Origin of the sequence: Streptomyces sp. NPDC050997 (genome assembly GCF_040660135.1) — a bacterium.
GTDB lineage: Bacteria > Actinomycetota > Actinomycetes > Streptomycetales > Streptomycetaceae > Streptomyces.
Genome location: NZ_JBFAGK010000003.1, coordinates 588,033 through 606,601, shown reverse-complemented (window position 1 = coordinate 606,601; position 18,569 = coordinate 588,033). Strand labels below are relative to the sequence as shown.

The 18,569-nt window shown below is 69.6% G+C and carries 18 protein-coding genes and 3 pseudogenes; 18 read left to right on the top strand and 3 right to left on the bottom strand.

Annotated elements, in window-relative coordinates; all coding sequences use genetic code 11:
• Nucleotides 1-116 precede the first annotated feature (116 nt).
• From AB0H86_RS09460 to AB0H86_RS09425, 8 genes and pseudogenes are all read left to right on the top strand, one after another.
• Nucleotides 117-1,478 carry a sugar ABC transporter substrate-binding protein gene (locus AB0H86_RS09460; protein ID WP_362434989.1) on the top strand — a complete coding sequence of 454 codons (1,362 nt, stop codon included), beginning with the start codon at nucleotides 117-119 and terminating at the stop codon, nucleotides 1,476-1,478.
• 60 nt (nucleotides 1,479-1,538) lie between these two features.
• Entirely contained in the window at nucleotides 1,539-2,498 is a 960-nt protein-coding gene (locus AB0H86_RS09455; RefSeq protein WP_362434986.1) for a sugar ABC transporter permease, read from the top strand.
• The gene (locus AB0H86_RS09450) at nucleotides 2,495-3,391 is read left to right on the top strand and encodes a carbohydrate ABC transporter permease (protein ID WP_362434983.1); all 897 of its coding nucleotides are present in this window, start codon (nucleotides 2,495-2,497) and stop codon (nucleotides 3,389-3,391) included. The genes AB0H86_RS09455 and AB0H86_RS09450 overlap by 4 nt, the downstream gene beginning before the upstream one ends.
• A 107-nt stretch (nucleotides 3,392-3,498) precedes the next feature.
• Nucleotides 3,499-5,763 (top strand): alpha-xylosidase, encoded by a 2,265-nt coding sequence (gene yicI, locus AB0H86_RS09445; protein WP_362434980.1) that lies wholly within the window; start codon nucleotides 3,499-3,501, stop codon nucleotides 5,761-5,763.
• Between the two features lie 47 nt (nucleotides 5,764-5,810).
• Nucleotides 5,811-7,256 carry a GH1 family beta-glucosidase gene (locus tag AB0H86_RS09440; protein ID WP_362434977.1) on the top strand — a complete coding sequence of 482 codons (1,446 nt, stop codon included), beginning with the start codon at nucleotides 5,811-5,813 and terminating at the stop codon, nucleotides 7,254-7,256.
• Nucleotides 7,257-7,271: 15 nt separating this feature from the next.
• Entirely contained in the window at nucleotides 7,272-7,670 is a 399-nt protein-coding gene (locus tag AB0H86_RS09435; protein WP_362434974.1) for a DUF2809 domain-containing protein, read from the top strand.
• Nucleotides 7,671-7,744: 74 nt separating this feature from the next.
• The gene (locus AB0H86_RS09430; RefSeq protein ID WP_362434971.1) at nucleotides 7,745-8,539 is read left to right on the top strand and encodes a restriction endonuclease; all 795 of its coding nucleotides are present in this window, start codon (nucleotides 7,745-7,747) and stop codon (nucleotides 8,537-8,539) included.
• 2 nt (nucleotides 8,540-8,541) lie between these two features.
• Nucleotides 8,542-8,646, top strand: a pseudogene (locus AB0H86_RS09425) (IS5/IS1182 family transposase); the annotation flags it as partial.
• Here AB0H86_RS09425 and AB0H86_RS09420 read toward each other — a convergent pair.
• Complete coding sequence (locus tag AB0H86_RS09420) at nucleotides 8,605-8,844, bottom strand: hypothetical protein (protein ID WP_362434968.1); 240 nt, start codon at nucleotides 8,842-8,844, stop codon at nucleotides 8,605-8,607. The pseudogene AB0H86_RS09425 and the gene AB0H86_RS09420 sit on opposite strands and share 42 nt — an antisense overlap.
• Nucleotides 8,845-8,876: 32 nt before the next feature.
• Between AB0H86_RS09420 and AB0H86_RS09415 the strand changes: the two genes are divergently transcribed.
• On the top strand, nucleotides 8,877-9,509 hold the full coding sequence (locus AB0H86_RS09415; RefSeq protein ID WP_362434965.1) for a helix-turn-helix domain-containing protein: 633 nt from the start codon (nucleotides 8,877-8,879) through the stop codon (nucleotides 9,507-9,509).
• A gap of 164 nt (nucleotides 9,510-9,673) precedes the next feature.
• Here AB0H86_RS09415 and AB0H86_RS09410 read toward each other — a convergent pair whose 3' ends face one another.
• A complete protein-coding gene (locus AB0H86_RS09410) occupies nucleotides 9,674-10,696 on the bottom strand; it encodes a zinc-dependent alcohol dehydrogenase family protein (RefSeq protein WP_362434962.1) in 1,023 nt (340 codons plus the stop codon).
• Nucleotides 10,697-10,861: 165 nt separating this feature from the next.
• Between AB0H86_RS09410 and AB0H86_RS09405 the strand changes: the two genes are divergently transcribed.
• Together AB0H86_RS09405 and AB0H86_RS09400 are read left to right on the top strand one after the other, a co-directional pair.
• Nucleotides 10,862-11,743, top strand: coding sequence for a helix-turn-helix transcriptional regulator (locus AB0H86_RS09405; protein ID WP_362434959.1), 882 nt, complete (start codon nucleotides 10,862-10,864; stop codon nucleotides 11,741-11,743).
• A 204-nt stretch (nucleotides 11,744-11,947) separates the two neighbouring features.
• Nucleotides 11,948-12,351, top strand: a pseudogene (locus AB0H86_RS09400) (cupin domain-containing protein).
• 51 nt (nucleotides 12,352-12,402) lie between these two features.
• On the opposite strand, the gene AB0H86_RS09395 reads toward AB0H86_RS09400, so the two are convergent.
• Entirely contained in the window at nucleotides 12,403-13,050 is a 648-nt protein-coding gene (locus AB0H86_RS09395; RefSeq protein ID WP_362434957.1) for a TetR/AcrR family transcriptional regulator, read from the bottom strand.
• A 57-nt stretch (nucleotides 13,051-13,107) separates the two neighbouring features.
• Between AB0H86_RS09395 and AB0H86_RS09390 the strand changes: the two genes are divergently transcribed.
• The 7 genes and pseudogenes from AB0H86_RS09390 to AB0H86_RS09360 all read left to right on the top strand — a co-directional run bounded on the left by AB0H86_RS09390 (nucleotide 13,108) and on the right by AB0H86_RS09360 (nucleotide 18,565).
• Nucleotides 13,108-13,974, top strand: a complete 867-nt coding sequence (locus AB0H86_RS09390; RefSeq protein ID WP_362434954.1) for an SDR family NAD(P)-dependent oxidoreductase — start codon at nucleotides 13,108-13,110, stop codon at nucleotides 13,972-13,974.
• Nucleotides 13,975-14,112: 138 nt separating this feature from the next.
• Nucleotides 14,113-14,874 carry an SDR family oxidoreductase gene (locus AB0H86_RS09385; protein WP_362434951.1) on the top strand — a complete coding sequence of 254 codons (762 nt, stop codon included), beginning with the start codon at nucleotides 14,113-14,115 and terminating at the stop codon, nucleotides 14,872-14,874.
• Between the two features lie 67 nt (nucleotides 14,875-14,941).
• Nucleotides 14,942-15,688: a FadR/GntR family transcriptional regulator gene (locus AB0H86_RS09380; RefSeq protein ID WP_362434948.1), complete on the top strand. Its 747-nt coding sequence runs from the start codon at nucleotides 14,942-14,944 to the stop codon at nucleotides 15,686-15,688.
• A gap of 32 nt (nucleotides 15,689-15,720) precedes the next feature.
• Nucleotides 15,721-15,978 (top strand): annotated as a pseudogene (locus AB0H86_RS09375) (enolase C-terminal domain-like protein); the annotation flags it as partial.
• A gap of 92 nt (nucleotides 15,979-16,070) precedes the next feature.
• Nucleotides 16,071-16,691: a bifunctional 4-hydroxy-2-oxoglutarate aldolase/2-dehydro-3-deoxy-phosphogluconate aldolase gene (locus tag AB0H86_RS09370; protein WP_362434945.1), complete on the top strand. Its 621-nt coding sequence runs from the start codon at nucleotides 16,071-16,073 to the stop codon at nucleotides 16,689-16,691.
• A complete protein-coding gene (locus tag AB0H86_RS09365) occupies nucleotides 16,688-17,662 on the top strand; it encodes a sugar kinase (RefSeq protein ID WP_362434942.1) in 975 nt (324 codons plus the stop codon). The genes AB0H86_RS09370 and AB0H86_RS09365 overlap by 4 nt, the downstream gene beginning before the upstream one ends.
• 15 nt (nucleotides 17,663-17,677) lie before the next feature.
• Nucleotides 17,678-18,565 carry an SMP-30/gluconolactonase/LRE family protein gene (locus AB0H86_RS09360; RefSeq protein ID WP_362434939.1) on the top strand — a complete coding sequence of 296 codons (888 nt, stop codon included), beginning with the start codon at nucleotides 17,678-17,680 and terminating at the stop codon, nucleotides 18,563-18,565.
• Nucleotides 18,566-18,569 lie beyond the last annotated feature (4 nt).

Below are 18,569 nucleotides of genomic sequence, written 5' to 3'. Positions count from 1 at the left end.
CGGGGGCGGGATTGTTCACGGCAGAAGCCTTGACGGATTGTTAACGTTAACATCAGGATCTGGACGACGACCACCGGCAGACGCCGGGACGCATCACACGTCGAAGGAGACGTGAAATGACCGCATCACCCCCGCCTTTCGCCAGGTCAGACCGTCAGCGGCGACGTCCGGTCCCCGGGAACCTGGCCGCCGCCGCACTGGCGGGCCTTCTCGCGGCCGCCTCGCTGGCCGGCTGTTCCTCCGGCGACGACTCGGCCTCCGACGGCGGGCCGGTCACGCTCCAGTTCTGGACCTACTCCCTCAAGGGCGGGGATCCGGCGGCGAAGGCCATCGTGGACAAGTACCACCAGGAGCACCCCGACGTCACGATCAAGCTGTCGGAGGTCGGAGGCACCCAGGAGACCGCCTCCAAGCTGCTCGCCGCCCACCAGGCCGACGACACCCCTGACATCGTGCAGCTCGAGTACCGGGCCGTGCCGTCCCTGGTGGTGGCCGGGGCGGTGAAGGACATCACCCAGGACGTCGCGAGCGTCAAGAACAAGATCGAGCCGAACATCTGGGACCTGACGACCCTCAACAACCAGGTCTACGGCGTTCCGCAGGACATCGGGCCCATGATGTTGACCTACCGCAAGGACCTCTTCGCCAAATACGGCGTCAAGGTCCCCACCACCTGGGCCGAGTACGCCGACGCGGCCGAACAACTCCACAAGAAGGACCCGGACGCCTACATCGCCAGCTTCTCCACCTCCCAGTTCGAGTTCTTCGCAGCCCAGGCCGCTCAGGCCGGCGCCCAGTGGTGGAGCAACGACGGCAAGAGCTGGACCGTCGGCATCGACAGCGAGCCGTCGCTGAAGACGGCCGACTTCTGGCAGGACCTGGTGGACCGCAACCTGGTCAAGGTCGAGCCGCTCCTGACACCGGAGTGGAACGCACAGGTCAACGACGGAAAGATCCTCAGCTGGGCCGCGGCCTCGTGGGCTCCCAGCGTTCTCTACTCCATCGCCCCCGACACGGCGGGCAAGTGGGCCTCGGCGCCGCTGCCGCAGTGGAAGGCGGGGGACGCGGCCGTGCCCTTCCAGGGCGGATCAGCCTTCCTGGTGCCGGAGAAGTCCGAGCACGCCAAGGAGGCGGCCAAGTTCGCGGCCTGGCTGGGCGCCTCCGACGAGGGCTCCAAGCTGCTGCTCGGCCTCGACATCTACCCGGGCGGCAACGCCGGCCGCGCCGCGACCGTCACCCATGAACCGCCCAAGCTCATGCCGCAGCAGAAGGACTTCTACGACGTCGCCGACAAGGTCATCAAGAACACCACCATCCCGGTCGTGTGGGGCCCCAACGTCAACGTCGCACAGAGCGGGTTCACCGACGCCCTGAGCAAGGCCGCACTCAACAAGACCTCGTTCCGCGACGTGTACCGAGCGACCCAGAAAACGGTCGTCGACGACCTGAAGAAGTCGGGCTACACCGTCACTCCGTAGCGCGGGCCGAGTCCCGGCCGCCCGCGTAACGCGGCTCATCCAAGACCACCAGGACGCCCTATGCCACGCACCGCCGCCTCGCCCCCCGCACCCGCCACCGCCCCACCCCCGAGACGCCGCAGGCTGATCCGGACTCAGGCCACTCCATGGCTGTTCGCAGCTCCCGCTCTCCTCTTCTTCGTCGCGTTCCTCATCGTCCCGATCGGCTACGCGCTCTATCTCAGCTTCCGCGGGTTCCGCATCGAAGGCGGCGGTGCGTTCGGCCGACGGGTCGAGACCTTCATCGGACTCGACAACTACCGGGACGTCTTCACCGATCACGAATACCTCGCCGGGCTCGGCCGGACCCTCCTGTACGGCGGCATCGCCGTTCCCAGTGTCCTCGGCCTGGCGCTGCTGTTCGCGCTGCTCCTGGACACGCCCCGCATCCGCGCCCGCGGCTTCGCCCGTACCGCCATCTTCCTGCCCTACGCCGTGCCCGGCGTCATCGCCAGCCTCCTGTGGGGATTCCTGTACCTGCCGAGCACCAGTCCGGTGAACTACCTCGCCGGTGAACTCGACGCGGGCCCGCTGGACTTCTTCGGTTACCCGACGCTGTACTTCTCTCTCGCCAACATCGCTCTGTGGTCCGGCGTCGGCTTCAACATGGTGATCATCTACACCGCGCTGCGGTCCATCCCGCCGTCGGTCTACGAGGCGGCCCGCATCGACGGCGCGGGGGAACTGCAGATCGCCCTCCGCATCAAGATCCCCCTCGTCGCGCCGGCCCTCGTGCTGACCGGCCTGTTCTCCATCATCGGCACCCTGCAGCTGTACAGCGAACCGGCCACGCTGCGGCCGGTGACCTCGACCATCTCCTTCACCTGGGTACCTCTGATGAAGATCTACCAAGAGGCCTTCATGAACGACAACCTCGGTGGTGCGGCCGCCGCCTCCGTCGTCCTGGCCCTGGGCATCCTCGCCCTCTCGCTGCTCCTGCTGCGTACCCTCCAGCGCCGTACCTTCGGAGACAACGTATGAGCGCCCCCGCCCAGGAACGCGCCCTCGCTCCGGTCACCCGCCCGCCGTCCCACCGGGATCGCCCGGCCAGGCGGCCCTGGCTGGCGACGATCGTCCTTCTCCTCGGCGCGCTGTACTGCCTCACCCCCGTCGCGTGGGTCGTCGTCGCCGCCTCCAAGACCCCCCGTGAACTGTTCACGAGCTTTTCCTTCGCGCCCGGTACCGGCCTGTTCCGCAACCTCAGCGACCTGAGCACCTACGCCGGGGGACAGTTCTGGCGGTGGGCCGCCAACTCCCTGCTGTATGCGGGCGTCGGCGCGGTGGCGTCCACCCTGGTCTCCGCCATGGCCGGATACGCCCTGGCGAAATTCCGTTTCCGCGGCCGGGAGTTCCTCTTCTCCGCGATCCTCGCCGGCGTACTCGTCCCCGGCATCGTCCTCGCCGTCCCGCAGTACCTGCTCATGGCGCGGCTCGGACTCGCCGGAACGTACTGGTCAGTGCTGTTGCCCGTCGTCATCAACCCGTTCGGCATCTTCCTGTGCCGGGTCTACGCCGCCTCCGCGATCCCCGACGACACACTGGAAGCCGCTCGTCTGGACGGCGCCGGCGAGGCGCGGGTGTTCGCCTCGATCGTCCTGCCCATGATGAGCCACGGTCTCGTGACGGTGTTCCTGCTGCAGTTCGTCGGCATCTGGAACAACTTCCTGCTGCCGTTCGTCATGCTCTCCGACCAGGACAAGTACCCGATCACGCTGGGCCTGTACACGTTCTTGTCCAAGGGGGCGGGAGACACAGACCTGTATCCCCTGATCATCATGGGCTCGGCCGTCTCGGTCCTTCCCCTGATCGCCCTGGTCCTGAGTCTGCAGCGTTTCTGGCGCGCGGATCTCCTGGCCGGAGGCCTGAAGGGGTAACGGCCCACATCCACCGGCCGGTCCGACGCCCACCGGCCCGTCCCGACGCCCGCCGCCGTGTCCAGGTGCCGTGCTCGTCCCGTCCTCGTCAAAGGAAAGTCCGCCCGATGAAGTTCACCGACGGCCAGTGGCAACTCCGCCCGGGAATCACCGCGTTGTACGCCGCCGAGGCCTACGACATTCATCCCGGAGAGCATGGGATAACGGTCCTGGCGCCCACCGCGGTGATCAGCAGACGGGGTGACACCCTGAACCGTCCGGTGCTGACGGTGTCCCTGTCGTCTCCCATGGCCGATGTCATCCGGGTGCGGATCGACCACCACGCTCACCAGGTCCCCGGCCCGCACGGCTTCCCCCTCCCCGGAGCCGGCGCGGACTTCGGCACGGTGACATCGGATGCAGACCGGGCCACGCTCACCAGCGGCCGGCTCACGGCCAGGGTCACGCCCGGCTCGCCCTGGCACCTGTCCTTCGAAGCGAACGGGCGCACACTGACGACCAGCGGCCCCAAGTCGATCGCCCACTTCACCGCCGACCGCGACGCCCACCTCGACCCGGGCCCCGCCGACCACACCCGTCACACCACGGCACGGCCCACCTCCTACCTCGCCCAGCAGCTCAGCCTCGACGTGGGCGAGGCCGTCTACGGGCTCGGCGAACGCTTCGGGCCGCTCGTCAAGAACGGCCAGAGCATCGACATCTGGAACGCCGACGGCGGCACGTCCTCGGAACAGGCCTACAAGAACGTCCCGTTCCACCTCACCAACCGCGGCTACGGCGTCTTCGTCAACCACTCGGGACATGTCTCGTACGAGATCGGCTCGGAAGCAGTCCAGCGGGTCCAGTTCTCCGTCGCCGCTGAGCGCCTGGAGTACTTCGTCATCCACGGGCCGACCCCGAAGGACATCCTCACCCGCTACACCGCGCTCACCGGCCGCCCCGCCCACGTTCCCGCCTGGTCCTACGGAGTGTGGCTTTCCACGTCCTTCACCACCGACTACGACGAGGCCGCCGTCACCTCCTTCATCGACGGCATGGCCGAGCGCGACCTGCCGCTGTCGGTCTTCCACTTCGACTGTTTCTGGATGAGGGAATTCCACTGGTGCGACTTCCGGTGGGACGCACAGGTCTTCCCCGACCCCGCCGGCATGCTCGCCCGTCTGCACCGCAAGAACCTGCACACCTGCGTGTGGATCAACCCCTACATCGCGCAGCGCTCCGAGCTGTTCGCCGAAGCCGCTGCCCGGGGCTTCCTCCTCAAGCGCGAGGACGGATCCGTATGGCAGTGGGACATGTGGCAGGCGGGCATGGCCCTGATCGACTTCACGCATCCCGAAGCGACCCAGTGGTTCAAGTCCAAACTCCGCGTCCTGCTGGACCAGGGCGTCGACGCCTTCAAGACCGACTTCGGCGAGCGGATCCCCCTCGACGTCGCCTACTTCGACGGTTCCGCACCCGACCGCATGCACAACTACTACACGCACCTCTACAACAAGGCCGTCTTCGAAGTCCTCGAAGAACATCGCGGCCGCGGCGACGCCGTGCTGTTCGCCCGCTCCGCGACCGCCGGTGGCCAGCAGTTTCCCGTGCACTGGGGTGGTGACTCGGCATCAACTCTCGGCTCCATGGCGGCCACGTTGCGCGGAGGACTGTCACTGGCGTACTCGGGGTTCGCCTTCTGGAGCCATGACATCGGCGGCTTCGAAGGCACTCCCGACCCCGGAGTCTTCAAGCGCTGGACCGCCTTCGGCCTGCTGTCCTCCCACTCCCGGCTGCACGGCTCCTCCTCCTACCGGTTGCCCTGGGCCTTCGATGACGAAGCCGTCGAGGTGATGCGCCGCTTCACCCACCTCAAGCTGCGTCTGATGCCGTATCTGTACCAGGCCGGCATCACCGCGCACGAGCGAGGGATCCCGGTGATGCGGCCCATGGCGATGGAGTTTCCCGACGACCCCGTCACCACGTATCTCGACACCCAGTACATGCTCGGCGATTCCCTGCTCGTCGCACCGGTGTTCACGGCCGACGGCAGCGTCGACATCTACCTGCCCGACGGCACCTGGACCAACTACCTCACCGGCGAGCGTGTCCGAGGCGGAGGGTGGCGCAGAGAGATACACGGCTACACCACGCTGCCGCTGTACATTCGCGAAGGTGCCGTCGTACCGGTCGGATCCCGGCACGACCGCCCGGACTACGACTACCTCGACGGTCTCACCCTGCGCGTCTACCCGGGCGCGGACGGCACCACGAACGTCACGGTCACCAGCCCGGTCACGGGCACGTCAGCCGTGTTCACCACGACTCGCGCCGAGGGACAAGTCCATGTCACCTCGACGTGCGCGGACGGCTGGACCCACCAACTCGCCTGACCCATCAGGACCCCGACCCGTCGACACGACATCAGAGAGGCACGTGCATGCCGACATCCCGGAACGAACCCACCGGGCACCAGACGTTTCCCCCGGACTTCCTCATCGGCTCCGCGACCGCCGCGTACCAGATCGAAGGCGCCGCCACCGAGGACGGACGCGGCACTTCCATCTGGGACACCTACTCCCACACCCCGGGCAGGACATGGAACGGGGACACCGGCGACATCGCCGCCGATCACTACCACCGTCTTGAGGAAGACCTCGACCTCATGGAGTCCCTCGGCCTGCGGGCCTACCGGTTCTCCATCTCCTGGCCGCGCATCCAGCCCACCGGCCGCGGCCCGGCCAACCCCAAGGGACTGGACTTCTACCGTCGCCTGGTCGACGGCCTCCTCGAACGCGGCATCACCCCCGTCGCCACCCTCTACCACTGGGACCTGCCCCAAGCACTCGAAGACGCCGGCGGCTGGACGAACCGCGACACCGCCTTCGCCTTCGCCGACTACGCCCGCGTCGTCGGCGCAGCTCTCGGCGATCGCGTCGCGGTCTGGACCACATTGAACGAACCATGGTGCTCCGCCTACCTCGGCTACGGATCCGGAGCCCATGCCCCCGGCCGCACCGACGGCGCCGCGGCGCTGACCGCGGTCCACCATCTCAACCTCGCTCACGGCCTGGCCGTGCAGCAGCTCCGGACGGTCACCACCAACACCCCGCAATACGCCATCAGCCTCAACTTCCACGTTCTCCGAGGCAAGGGCGACGGCGCCGACGAAGCCGTGCGCCGCATCGACGCGCTGGCCAACCGCTCCTTCACCGAGCCCCTGCTGCGCGGTCACTACCCGAAGGACCTCCTCGGCGACACCGCCGCGGTCACCGACTGGGCGTTCGTCAAGGACGGCGACCTCACCCACATCCACCAGCCCCTGGACCTCCTCGGCGTCAACTACTACGCCACCACCACCGTCCGCCTGTGGGACGGCGTGAGCCCGCGTCAGAACAACGACGGTCACAAGGACATGGGAGGTTCCCCCTGGCCCGGCTCGCCCCACGTCGAGTTCGTCGGACAGGAGGGCCCGCACACCGCCATGGGCTGGAACATCGACCCCAAGGGCCTTGAGGAACTCCTCCTGGACCTGCACACCCGGTTCCCGAACCAGCCCCTGGTCATCACCGAGAACGGAGCAGCCTTCGAGGACCACCTCTCCGTTCGCTCCGACGGCACCCACACCGTTCACGACCCCGAGCGCATCGACTACCTGCGTCGCCACCTCGTCTCCGCCCACCGGGCCCTCGAATCCGGTGTCGATCTGCGCGGCTACTTCGTGTGGTCACTGATGGACAACTTCGAATGGGGCTACGGGTACTCCAAGCGTTTCGGTATCGTCCATGTCGACTACGAGACCCAGCGCCGTACGCCGAAGGACAGCGCCATGTGGTACCGGGACCTGGCGGTGACAGGCAGCATCCCACCGCTGCCGACCAGCTGAAGGACAGGCGGAACCATGATGTGGCGGACCCGGTTGGTCGCGGCCGGGGCCGCGGTGGTGACCATCGGCGCGGGGCTGGGGCTCAGGGCGGTGGCGGCCGGGGACGTGGCCAAGTACGGCGGAGACATGCTGTACACCGTCCTGCTGTACGCACTTGTCGTCCTGACAGCGCCACGCGTGACGCCTCTGACGGCCGCCGGAAGCGCGCTGGCCGTCAGTTGGGTGGTCGAGTTCTCTCAACTCACCGAGGTCCCGGCGGAGCTCTCCCGGCGCAGCGCTGTCGCACGCCTCGTGCTCGGTTCCACCTTCAATCCGCCGGACCTGTTCTGGTACGTGGTCGGCGCGGCAGCGGGCTGGCTCGTCCACACCGCGGTGGGCTCCTCGAGCTCGGGCAAGGCGAAGTCGGCGAGATGAACGGTGAAGTGTCTGATCTTGGGAAGACGGCGAGAGTGATCTTCGTGCCGATTCCATGAGGGGGATGCACCGCCGTGGCCACACCCATACGCCGTTTCCGAACCGTGAACCGCGGGCGCCGCCCGTTCGACCTCCGTCGGACAGCAGCCTTCTTCGGCCTGCTCGCCCTTTTAGTGATCTTGGTGGGACTCTCGGCGCGTGCGGCGGCCGGTGCGGTAGAGCGACGCCCCGCCTGGGCCCTCGTGCTGGGCGTCGTGGGTCTGGCGATCGCCATGGCCCTTCGGCACAGGCGGCGCCGGCTCTCCGTCGCAAGAGTGGCGCGCCGTGCCGTCGCAGCGCTCGACGCGGGGGCAGGCACGGCGGTCGACGTGCTGGACGCCCCGTCGTCCGCCGGTACCTGCGCGGCACCGACTGCCGTCGACTTCGGCGGTGACGAGACAGTCGTCCTCCCGCGCACCGTCGCGGCCGCCCCCGACGCCCTGACCCCGGAGGAGTTCGAGGAGGCGGTAGCTGCTCTGTGCGAGCGGGACGGATGCTCGTACGTCGAAGTCGTCGGCGGGGCGGGCGACCTCGGCGCGGACATCCTGGCCGTCGCACCGGACGGACGGCGCGTCGTCATCCAGTGCAAGCGTTACGGCGGCGGCCACCGGGTCGGCTCCCAGGACCTGCAGCGCTTCGGCGGCACATGCTTCACCGTCCACGAGGCCGACCTCGCCGTCGTCGTCACCACCAGCGACTTCACCGCTCCGGCCGTCGAATACGCCGAGCAGTGCGAGATCGTGTGCTGGGACGGGCAGGCCCTGGGGGAGTGGAGCGCCTGCACCGGTCCGGCGCCTTGGGAACCATGGACCGAAGAGGCCGTGCGCTGACAGTCGCCCGGCTGAAGGTGTGGCGGATCTTCCGCCGCTCCCGCTGCAGCCCGAATCGTATGCCGTCAATGGCTGAGGCCGTCCTCACCCTGGACAGGCAAGGCTGACGTTGCTGATTGGTATGCCTCAGCCATGGCGTGGAATGAGCGTTTCGGTGCGAGGCTGCCGTCGGACATGACCTTGCACACTCCGTAGGAGGCCATGTCGAGGTCGAAGCGCGGGTCCTCGTGGTGCGGGTACTCGTAGCCGGCGAAGGTGAACCAGAAGGCAGTGTCCACGCCTTCCTCGTCGAAGACGGCGAGCATCTCGCGTAGCCCTGAACCGTCCCGCCTCGACGGTGAGCCGCGAGGTCGCGCGCAACGGCGGACCTGGCCGGTACCGCGCGGAACTGGCACAGCTCGCGACCACCCACCGAGCCCAGCGCCGGCCGCAGCCCCCCGCTCCGGTGCGGCGGACCATCGAGCATCTGGGTCCCGACCCCGGCGCAACGGCCGCGTTCGTCACCGACCTCACCACAGCACTTGTCGAAACCGGCCTCCCGCGCACCGCTGCCCGCGTGATGGCCTGCCTCTTCGCCTCCGAGACCGGCAGTCGCACCGCCATCGAGATGGTGCAGGACCTGCAAGTCAGCGCGGCGACCATCTCGTACGCGGTCCGCCTGCTGGAACGGCAGGATCTGATCCTCCGCGGCCGCGATGAGCGTGGCCGCCGCCACCGGTATTTCCTCGACGACAAGGCGGGCTTGCGGACCGTCGCGGCCGGCGTCGCCGCCAACCAGCGGTTCGCCGCCACCGCGCTGCGCGGCGCCGAACTCTTCGGAGCCGAGACCGCTACCGGATCCCGGCTCGCCCTCGCGGGCCGATTCTTCGAACGCCTCGGCGACGACCTCATGCGCTCCGCTGACAAGCACTGGCGTGACCTGGTTGGTGACAGGAGCGACGAATACACGCTGACGAGCCACGCGGAGTAGTACGCGACCTCACTCGCCCTGGCGATCGACCAGGCAGCCGAGACCCCCGGCCGGTACGGCCACCACCACTGACGCGCCGCCCCGCTGCCCGACGGGGCGGGGTGGCCGCCTGCCTGGCGCAGCCGTGGCTCCCGGCCGGGCGGCAACTTGCGTTTCCGCTCAGGTCAGGGCTTCAGCAGGACCTTGATGGCGCGGCGCTCGTCCATCGCCTTGTAGGCGTCGGCGGCCTGCTCCAGCGGAAGGGTGACGTCGAAGACCTTGCCCGGGTCGATCTGCCGGTTCCAGATGAGCTCGATCAGCTGGGGCAGGAACTGGCGGACCGGGGCCGGGCCGCCGTGCAGGTGGGCGTGGGAGAAGAACAGCTCCTGGCCGTCCAGCGTCACGTCGTGGGACACGCCGACGTAGCCGACGTGTCCGCCGGGGCGGGTGGAGCGGATCGCCTGGAGCATCGACTCCTGGGTGCCGACCGCCTCGATGATCGAGTGGGCGCCGTAGCCTCCGGTCAGCTCCTTGATCTTCTCGACGCCGGCGTCGCCCCGCTCCGTGACGATGTCGGTGGCGCCGAAGTCCAGGGCGAGCTTCTGCCGGGACTCGTGCCGGCTCATGGCGATGATCCGCTCCGCGCCGAGCTCCTTGGCGGCCAGCACGCCGAGCAGACCGACCGCGCCGTCACCGACCACGGCGACCGTCTTGCCGGGCCCGGCCTGGGCGGCGACCGCGGCGAACCAGCCGGTGCCGAGCACGTCGGAAGCGGTGAGCAGACTCGGGATCAGGTCCTCGTCCGGGGTGCCCGGAGTGGCGACGAGCGTGCCGTCGGCGAGCGGGACGCGCAGCCGCTCCGACTGGGCGCCCATCTCGTTCATCCACTCGCGCTGGACGCAGGCGGTCTGGTAGCCGGCACGGCAGTTCTCGCAGGTGTTGTCCGAGGCGGAGAAGCCGCCGACCACGAACTGGCCGGGCTTGACGGTGGTGACGGCGCTGCCGACCTCCTCCACGACGCCCACGTACTCGTGACCGATCGGGGAGGGACCGTCGATGGGCTCGGCCCCGCGATAGGGCCACAGGTCGGAACCGCACACACAGGCCGCCGACACTCGGATCACCGCGTCCGTGGGCCTGAGTATCTTCGGGTCCTCGCGCTCCTCCACCCGGAAGTCACCGGGGGCGTGCATCATGACACCGCGCATGGGGAGTTGCTCCTTGCCTACGGGGAACCGGCCGCGTCGGACGGCCGGGTGGGCTGGGTGCCACGTCGCCCAGGTAACCGGCACTCCGGGTGGGTAACCAGTTGCTGATGAACCATGTACTGGCAGTACATCCCTAAGGAATCGAGGGCGGCGTACGGTCGGGGCGTGGACAACCGTGATGAAGTCCGCGAGTTCCTCACCTCGCGGAGAGCCAAGATCACCCCGGAGCGGGCCGGGCTGCCGGCCGGCACTCGGCGCCGCGTGCCCGGACTGCGCAGGAGCGAGGTCGCCACGCTGGCCGACGTCAGCGTCGACTACTACGGCAAGCTGGAACGCGGCAACCTCGCCGGAGTCTCCCCCGCCGTGCTCGAAGCGGTCGCCCGCGCGCTCCAGTTGGGCGACGTCGAACGGGCCCACCTGCTCCACCTGGCTCAGGCCCAGGAAGGCTCCGACACACTCGCCCGGCCCCGGTCACGTTCCAGTCGGCAGCGGCCCTTGCCCAAGAGCCTGCAGTGGACCCTGGACGCCGTCATCGCCGGACCGGCGTTCGTCACCAACGGTCGCCTGGACCTGGTCGCCGCCAACCAGCTCGCCCGCGCCTTCTTCACCGACATCTACGACAGCCACGTTCAGCCGCCGAACATGGCCCGCTTCCAGTTCCTGGACCCCGCGGCCCGTCGCTTCTACCCGGACTGGGACCTCATCGCCGACATGACCGTGGATGTGCTGCGCACCGAGGCCGGCCGCAACTCGCACGACAAGGACCTGCACGACCTGGTGGGGGAGCTGTCCACCCGCAGTGACGCCTTCCGCACCCGCTGGGGCGCCCACAACGTGCGCCGTCACGGCACCGGCGTCAAACGGTTCCACCACCCGGTCGTCGGCGACCTCACCCTGGCCTGGCACGGCTCGGTCGCGGACGACGAACCCGGCCTCACCCTTCTCATCTACACCGCCGAACCCGGCTCACCATCGGAAGAAGCCCTGCGCCTGCTCGCGTCCTGGGCCGCCTCCCAGGACGGTGCCTCCCCTGCCGATCACCTCTGACGCCACCGCCGCCGGCCCATCGCGCGGGAGCCGCCGACGGGCCAGGGCGGTTTCCTGCCGGGCCCGCGCGTCAGCCTGGTCATCACCGTCCCGACCACAGAGGCACCGATGTACGACGGCCCCGCACGCGTCCTCCGCGGCCGCCGCACCTGCACGAGTACGACGAGTACGCACGAGTACGCACGAGTACGAAGGAAACACACCATGGAACTGTTGAAGAAGCAGCCGACGATGAAGCTGCCGGCCGAGTGGTTCACCGGGGACGCCTGGGCCGACGTCATCTACCGCGGCGAGGACCCCTCCCGAGCCCGGGCGAACGCGGTCCGCTTCGCCCCCGGCGCCCGACCGCCTGGCACTCCCACGGTGTGGGCCAGACCCTCTACGTCGTTGAGGGCATCGCCCTGATCCAGTCCCGCGGCGGCGAAATCCTCGAAGCCCACCCCGGCGACGTGATCTGGACCCCGCCGGGCGAGGAGCACTGGCACGGCGCCGCCCCCGACCACTTCATGACCCACATCGCCCTGTGGGAGACCGACGACGTCGAGTGGCTGGAACACGTCACCGACAGCGAGTACGGCGGCCCGCGCCACAGCACCCGTACTGCCTGACCCACCTCCCGCCACCCGCACGAACCCCACCGGTCGCGGGCAGGCAACTTGCTACGTCGTTTCCCCGGCGTCGGCGACCATGCGGACGAGAGTGTCGATGAGCTCGTCTGCGGTGGTGTGCAACTTGCCTGTGTCCAAGTGGCCGCTGAGCTCCATGTCCGCGATGCCGTGGGCGCTGGTGAGCAGCAGGGCGCCGTAGTGCCGTGCGTTCCGCTCCCCGACGAGGTCGGCGACGATGGCCAGGAACTCGTCCTGGAAGCGTCCGGCCGCGCGGACGCGGTCCGCGGCCGGGTCCGCCGGTCCGCACAGCTGACGCCGGACGCGATCGAGTCCTTCACCAAGGTCTTCAGGGCGGTGTCCGCGGCGCCTGAACAACATCTGGTACAGGTGCGGCTGGCCCCGGCCGACGCCGACGAGGGTGAGGAGAGCGCCGCGCAGCTTGTCGGAGGCCGACAGAGCCGAGTCGGCCCTCAGGGCGTGGACCTGGTCGCCGATCCGTTGCCAGCTCTCCGTCGTGACGGCGGTCAACAGGCTGTCCTTGCCCGTGAAGTGCCGGTACGGCGCTCCCCGGCTCACGCCTGCCCGCGCGCCCACCTCGCGCAGGGTGACGGCTTCGGGGCCGCCGACGTCGAGGAGTTCGGCGGCCGCGTCGAGCAGAGCGCGGCGAGTGACGGCGGCGGACTCCGCACGAGTGACCATGGCCTCCATCATACAGTTGACAGTGTCATCTGTGCTGGTAGCGTACTCAAGGTGACAATGTCATCTGAAACTCAGAAGCTGGTCGTCATCACCGGAGCCTCCACGGGCATGGGCGCGTCAGCCGCCCGCGAACTGGCTCGCCAGGGATTCCACGTCCTGGCCGGCGTGCGACGCGACCATGACGCCGACGCCATCCGATCGACCGGCATCGAGCCGGTCATCCTCGACATCACCCGGTCCGAGCAGGTGGCGGCGCTCGCGGCGCGGGTCGCCGAAGATCCGCGCGCGCTGCACGCGCTCGTCAACAACGCCGGCGTCCAGGTCAACGCCCCGGTCGAAGCCCTGCCGATGGATCAGTGGCGGCGGGTGTTCGAGGTCAACCTGTTCGGCCATATCGCCGTCACTCAGGCGCTCCTGCCCGCGCTGCTGCGCAGCCAGGGCCGTGTGATCAACATCAGCTCGGTCGGCGGCAAGGTCGCCATGGCCACATACGGTGCGTACGCCGGTGCGAAGTTCGCCCTGGAGGCGGTCAGCGACTCACTTCGCCGGGAGGTCGCGCCGTTGGGCGTACAGGTGGTCGTGGTCGAGCCCGGCGGCGTCCGCACGGAGATGGCCGCCCGCGGGGTCGCGACGGCGAACGACCTGGCCGCACAGATGACGCCGGAGCACGACGAGCGCTACGGCCGCCTGGTCCAGGCGAACAACACGTTCATGACGTCGGGCACCGCGTCGGGCCTGACCGCCGACGCCGCCGCCCGGGTCATCGCGAAGACCGTGACCACCCGCAGGCCACGCACCCGCTACACCATCGGCAGGGATGCCGCCCTGGTCACCCGCCTGGTACGGATGCTGTCCGACCGCACGCTCGACCGCGTCCTCGCCGCCAACCTGAGCCGTCACTACCCGAAGGAAGCCGCGGCCTGACCCACCGCCGCTGCCTCTACCTCGCGCGTGAACTGTCGTAGGAGAACCGCAGGATCACTATATATTCATAATTAATTGAAACAGCTATGGTGGGTGCAGGCATCAGAGGCTCAGGCGCCAGATGGGGAGACACAAGCGATGACGCAGTGCCGCAGGATGGCGGGACGCGTGGCGGTGATCACCGGCGCCGCGCACGGAATCGGTGCGGCCACGGCTCGAAGGCTCGCGGCCGAGGGCGCGACGGTCGTGGTCACTGACGTGGACGACTCGGCGGGCAAGGCCCTCGCCGCGAGCATCGAGGACAGTGCGGGACACGCGGAGTACGTACGGTGCGATGTGACCTCGGCCGCCGACTGGGAGAACCTGGCGCGCCACGTCGACGAGCGTCACGGGCGGCTGGACGTGCTGCACAGCAACGCCTTCGCCCAGCTGAACAAGCCCGCCCATGAGCTGAGCGAGGCCGAGTGGGACGGTCAGATGGCCGTGCTGCTCAAGCCGGCCTGGCGGGCCATGAAGACCTTCGCGGGCATGCTGCGCGAGGCCAAGGGGTCCGTGGTCCTCACCTCCTCGGTGCACGCGGTCATCGGCCTGCCCGGCCATGCCGCATACGCTGCCGCGAAGGGCGCGCTGTGCGCGCTGGGGCGGCAGTTGGCCGTCGAGTACGGGCCGGACATCCGGGTCAACACGGTGCTGCCCGGCCCCATCCTCACCGCCGCGTGGGAGGGGATCCCGGAGTCCGACCGGGAGCGCAGTGTCGCGGCCACGGCGGCGAGGCGGTTCGGGCAGCCGGAGGAGGTGGCCGCCGCCGTGGCCTTCCTGGCATCGGAGGACGCCTCCTATGTGACCGGAGCCAGTCTGGTGGTCGATGGAGGATGGAGCGTCATGAAGGAGTCCTCGTGAACGGCGCGCACGGTGCCGTACGCCGTGCGCGGCATCCGCGAACAGGACCTGAACGGAGACGGCGAACATGGTGACCCATCCGCCCAAGGGGCTGCACGGGCAGGCCGTGGAGGAACTGGGCCGGCGCATCATCCGCGGTGACTACCCTCCGGGTTCCGTGGTGGACCCGGTCAAGTTCGAGACAGAGCTCGGCGTGAGCAAGACCGTCGTGCGCGAGGCGCTGCGCGTGCTGGCGTCCAAGGGTCTTCTGGAGTCACGGCAGAAACGCGGTACGACCATCCGGCCTCGCGCCGACTGGAACCTGCTCGACAGCGACCTGCTGCGCTGGCAGGGCAGCAGCGATCCGACCGAGGGCTTCCTGGAGGACCTCGCCGAGGTCCGCGCGATCGTCGAGCCCGCCGGAGCCCGGCTCGCGGCGGCCCGCCGTACCGCATTCGACCTGGACGCGATGCGACAGGCGTTGGACGCGATGGCGGTGGCGGGGGCGGACGCGGACGCGATGGTCGAGGCCGATCTGGCCTTCCACCGTGCCCTGTTGGAGGCCGCGCACAACGAACTGCTCAGCCGGATGGAGGTCGTCATCGAGGCCGGTCTTCGCGTTCGCGACCGGATCGTGCATGGCGCCCTGCACTTCTCCGACTCCATCCCCGTGCACCAGGAACTGCTCGACGCCGTCGAAGCGGGCGATCCGGACGCCGCCGTGGCCGCCGTCGCGTCACTCCTGGCGATGGCGTCCCACGACCTGGCGGCCGTACGGGCTCGGGAAGGCCACGACGACGTCGAGGCCAACCCGCTGCCGAAGGAAGTCCCGTGAAGATAACCGGACTTGAGGCGTTGGTCCACGGACTGGCCGACCACCTCGTCGGCCGGGACCCGCTGCGCATCGAGGACCACTGGCAGGTGCTCACCAAGGGCGGCTTCCACCGTGGCCGCCCCATCCTCTCCGCCGTGAAGATGAACGGCTCGGCCGAACTCGCCCCGATCGACACCCCGGCACGCACCGCCCAGGTCGTCGAGCGCGTCGCGGCCGTCCGCGAGGTGCTGGGCGACGAGCGGGACATCGCCGTCGACTTCCACGGCCGGGCCTCCACCGCCAAGTCACGCCAACCCCGTATGGCGCGGCCCCGACGGGGTGTTCACCGAATGGTGACCACCGCCGGGCCCGCGCACCCCACCCCCAAGGAAGAGCCCGCCCCATGAACCTGGTGGAAACCCTCCAAGCCCACCGCCTGTTGGCGATCGTACGCGGCAAGGAACCCGCCGCGGCACTGCGCACTGTGCTCACCCTCGCCGAAGAGGGCATCGCCGTCATCGAGGTCTCGCTGACCACCGCCGACGCCCTGACCGTGATCAGGCAGGCCCGCGCGGAACTCGGCCCCGACGCAACTGTCGGCGCCGGAACCGTGCGCTCGGCCGCGGACGCGGCCCGCGCCGTCGACGCGGGTGCGTCGTACCTCGTCACCCCGGCACTGGTCGACGGGCTGGAGCCGTTCGGCATACCCGTGGCGATGGGTGCCCTGACTCCGAGCGAGATCGAACAGGCCCTGGCACGGGGCGCCGCCGCGATCAAACTCTTCCCCGGCTCCCTCGGCGGCCCCGGCTATCTGCGGGCCCTGCGCGACCCATTCCCCGAGGTGCCGTTCGTGCCCGTCGGCGGAGTGGACGCGCAGGCCGCCCGTGACTACCTGGACCGGGGCGCCATCGCCGTCGGTGTCGGCTCACCCCTCGTCGGGGACGCGGCCGACGGCGGCGACCTGGACCAACTCCGCGCCCGTGCCGCCGTGTTCCGCAAGGTGGCCGCAGGGGAGGCACCGTGACGACACCGGCCGGCCACGCTCCGCCCGAGGTGGTGACCTTCGGCGAGACGATGGCAGCGCTCCGGGCGTACGGCGCGCTGCGGCTCGGCGGCAGTCTCGGCCTGTCCGTCGCGGGAGCCGAGTCCAACGTCGCCATCGGCCTAGCCCGGCTCGGGCACCGGGTGCGCTGGGCCGGTCGGGTCGGCGCGGACGAACTCGGCGCGCTGGTCCTGCGCACGCTGCGCGCCGAGGGCATCGACGTCGGCCACGCGGTCACCGACGACACCGGCCGGCCCACCGGGCTGCTGCTGACCGAACCCCGCCTGGGCACGCTCACGCGCGTCAGCTACTACCGCGCCGGTTCCGCCGGTTCGGCCGTCTCACCGGCCGACGTACTGCCCGCGCTGGCTTCGGCACCCCGCATCCTGCATCTGACCGGCATCACACCGGCGCTCAGCCCGGCGGCGGCCGAGGCCACGCTGGCCGCCGCCACGGCAGCTCGCGACGCCGGCATCACCGTATGCCTCGACGTCAACTACCGCTCCCGACTGTGGACAACTGACCGCGCCAGCACGGTCCTTCGGACGTTGACGGCCCACACCGACCTGCTCATCGCCTCCGAGGACGAGCTGCCGTTGGTGCTTGAACGATCCGGCGCAGGGGAGACCGAGGCCGTGCACACCATCCTCGCCGCAGGCGTCAACGAGGTGGTCATCAAGCGTGGCGCACGCGGTGCGACCAGCTTCACCGCCGACGGGTCGACCGACTGCGCGGCGCGAGAGGTCGACGCGGTCGATCTGGTCGGCGCGGGCGACGCCTTCGTGGCCGGATACCTGTCCGGAATCCTCAACGGCGCCGACATCCCGGCCCGTCTGCACCGGGCCGTCACCACCGCGGCCTTCGCCGTCGCCACCCGGGGCGACTGGGAAGGCCTTCCGACCCAGGACGAACTCGGCCTGTTCGACCAGCCCGACGGCACGACCATCCGCTGACCCAGGAGACCGACCATGACATCAACGGCAGCGCCCGCGGCGCTCGTCGTCGACGGAGCGTACGAACTCGCCGAGGGCGGCCGCTGGGTCGACGGCCGGTACGTGTACGTCGACATCCTCAGCGGCCGGCTCTTCGAACTGCGCGACGACACCGGACTCGCGGCTCCGCGCCAACTGGCCCAGCTCGACGTGCCGTTGGGCGCCGTCGCTCCGGTGAGCGACCAGCCGGGCGTGTGGATCGCCGCCGCGGGCACCGGCATCGCGCTGCTCACCGCCGACAGCGCACCGGAATGGCTGGACCGCCCCGAGGACCGCACCGCGGCCCCCAGCCGGATGAACGACGGCGTCGCGGACCCCGCCGGCCGATTCTGGGCCGGCAGCATGGCCTACGACGGCACCCACGGCGCGGGCTCCCTCTACCGTACGGACCTCGACGGCACGGTGGTACGCGTCCTCGACGGGCTGACCATCGCCAACGGCCCGGCGTTCACCGCCGACGGCACCACCATGTACCTCGCCGACACGGCCGCAGGCACCATCCTCCGCTGCCGGGTCGACCCCGTCTCGGGCGACCTCTCCGGCGGCCCGGAGACCTTCGCCCACCTGCGCGAGGGCGAAGGCAGCCCCGACGGAATGACCGTCGACGACGAGGGCGGCCTGTGGGTCGCGCTCTGGGGCACCGGCACGATCCGTCGGTACCACCCCGACGGGCGCCTGCTCCACACCGTGACCGTCCCTGCCCCGCACCCCACGTCGGTGTGCCTGCACCCCAGCGACAACCGCCTGTTCGTCACCACGGCCCGGCACGGGGTGAAGAGCCCGACCGCGACCTCCGGCGCGGTGCTCAGCGTCCCCGTACCGGTCCGGGGAGTGGCAGCCTGCTCCTGGCGCGGCCGACGCTGACCTT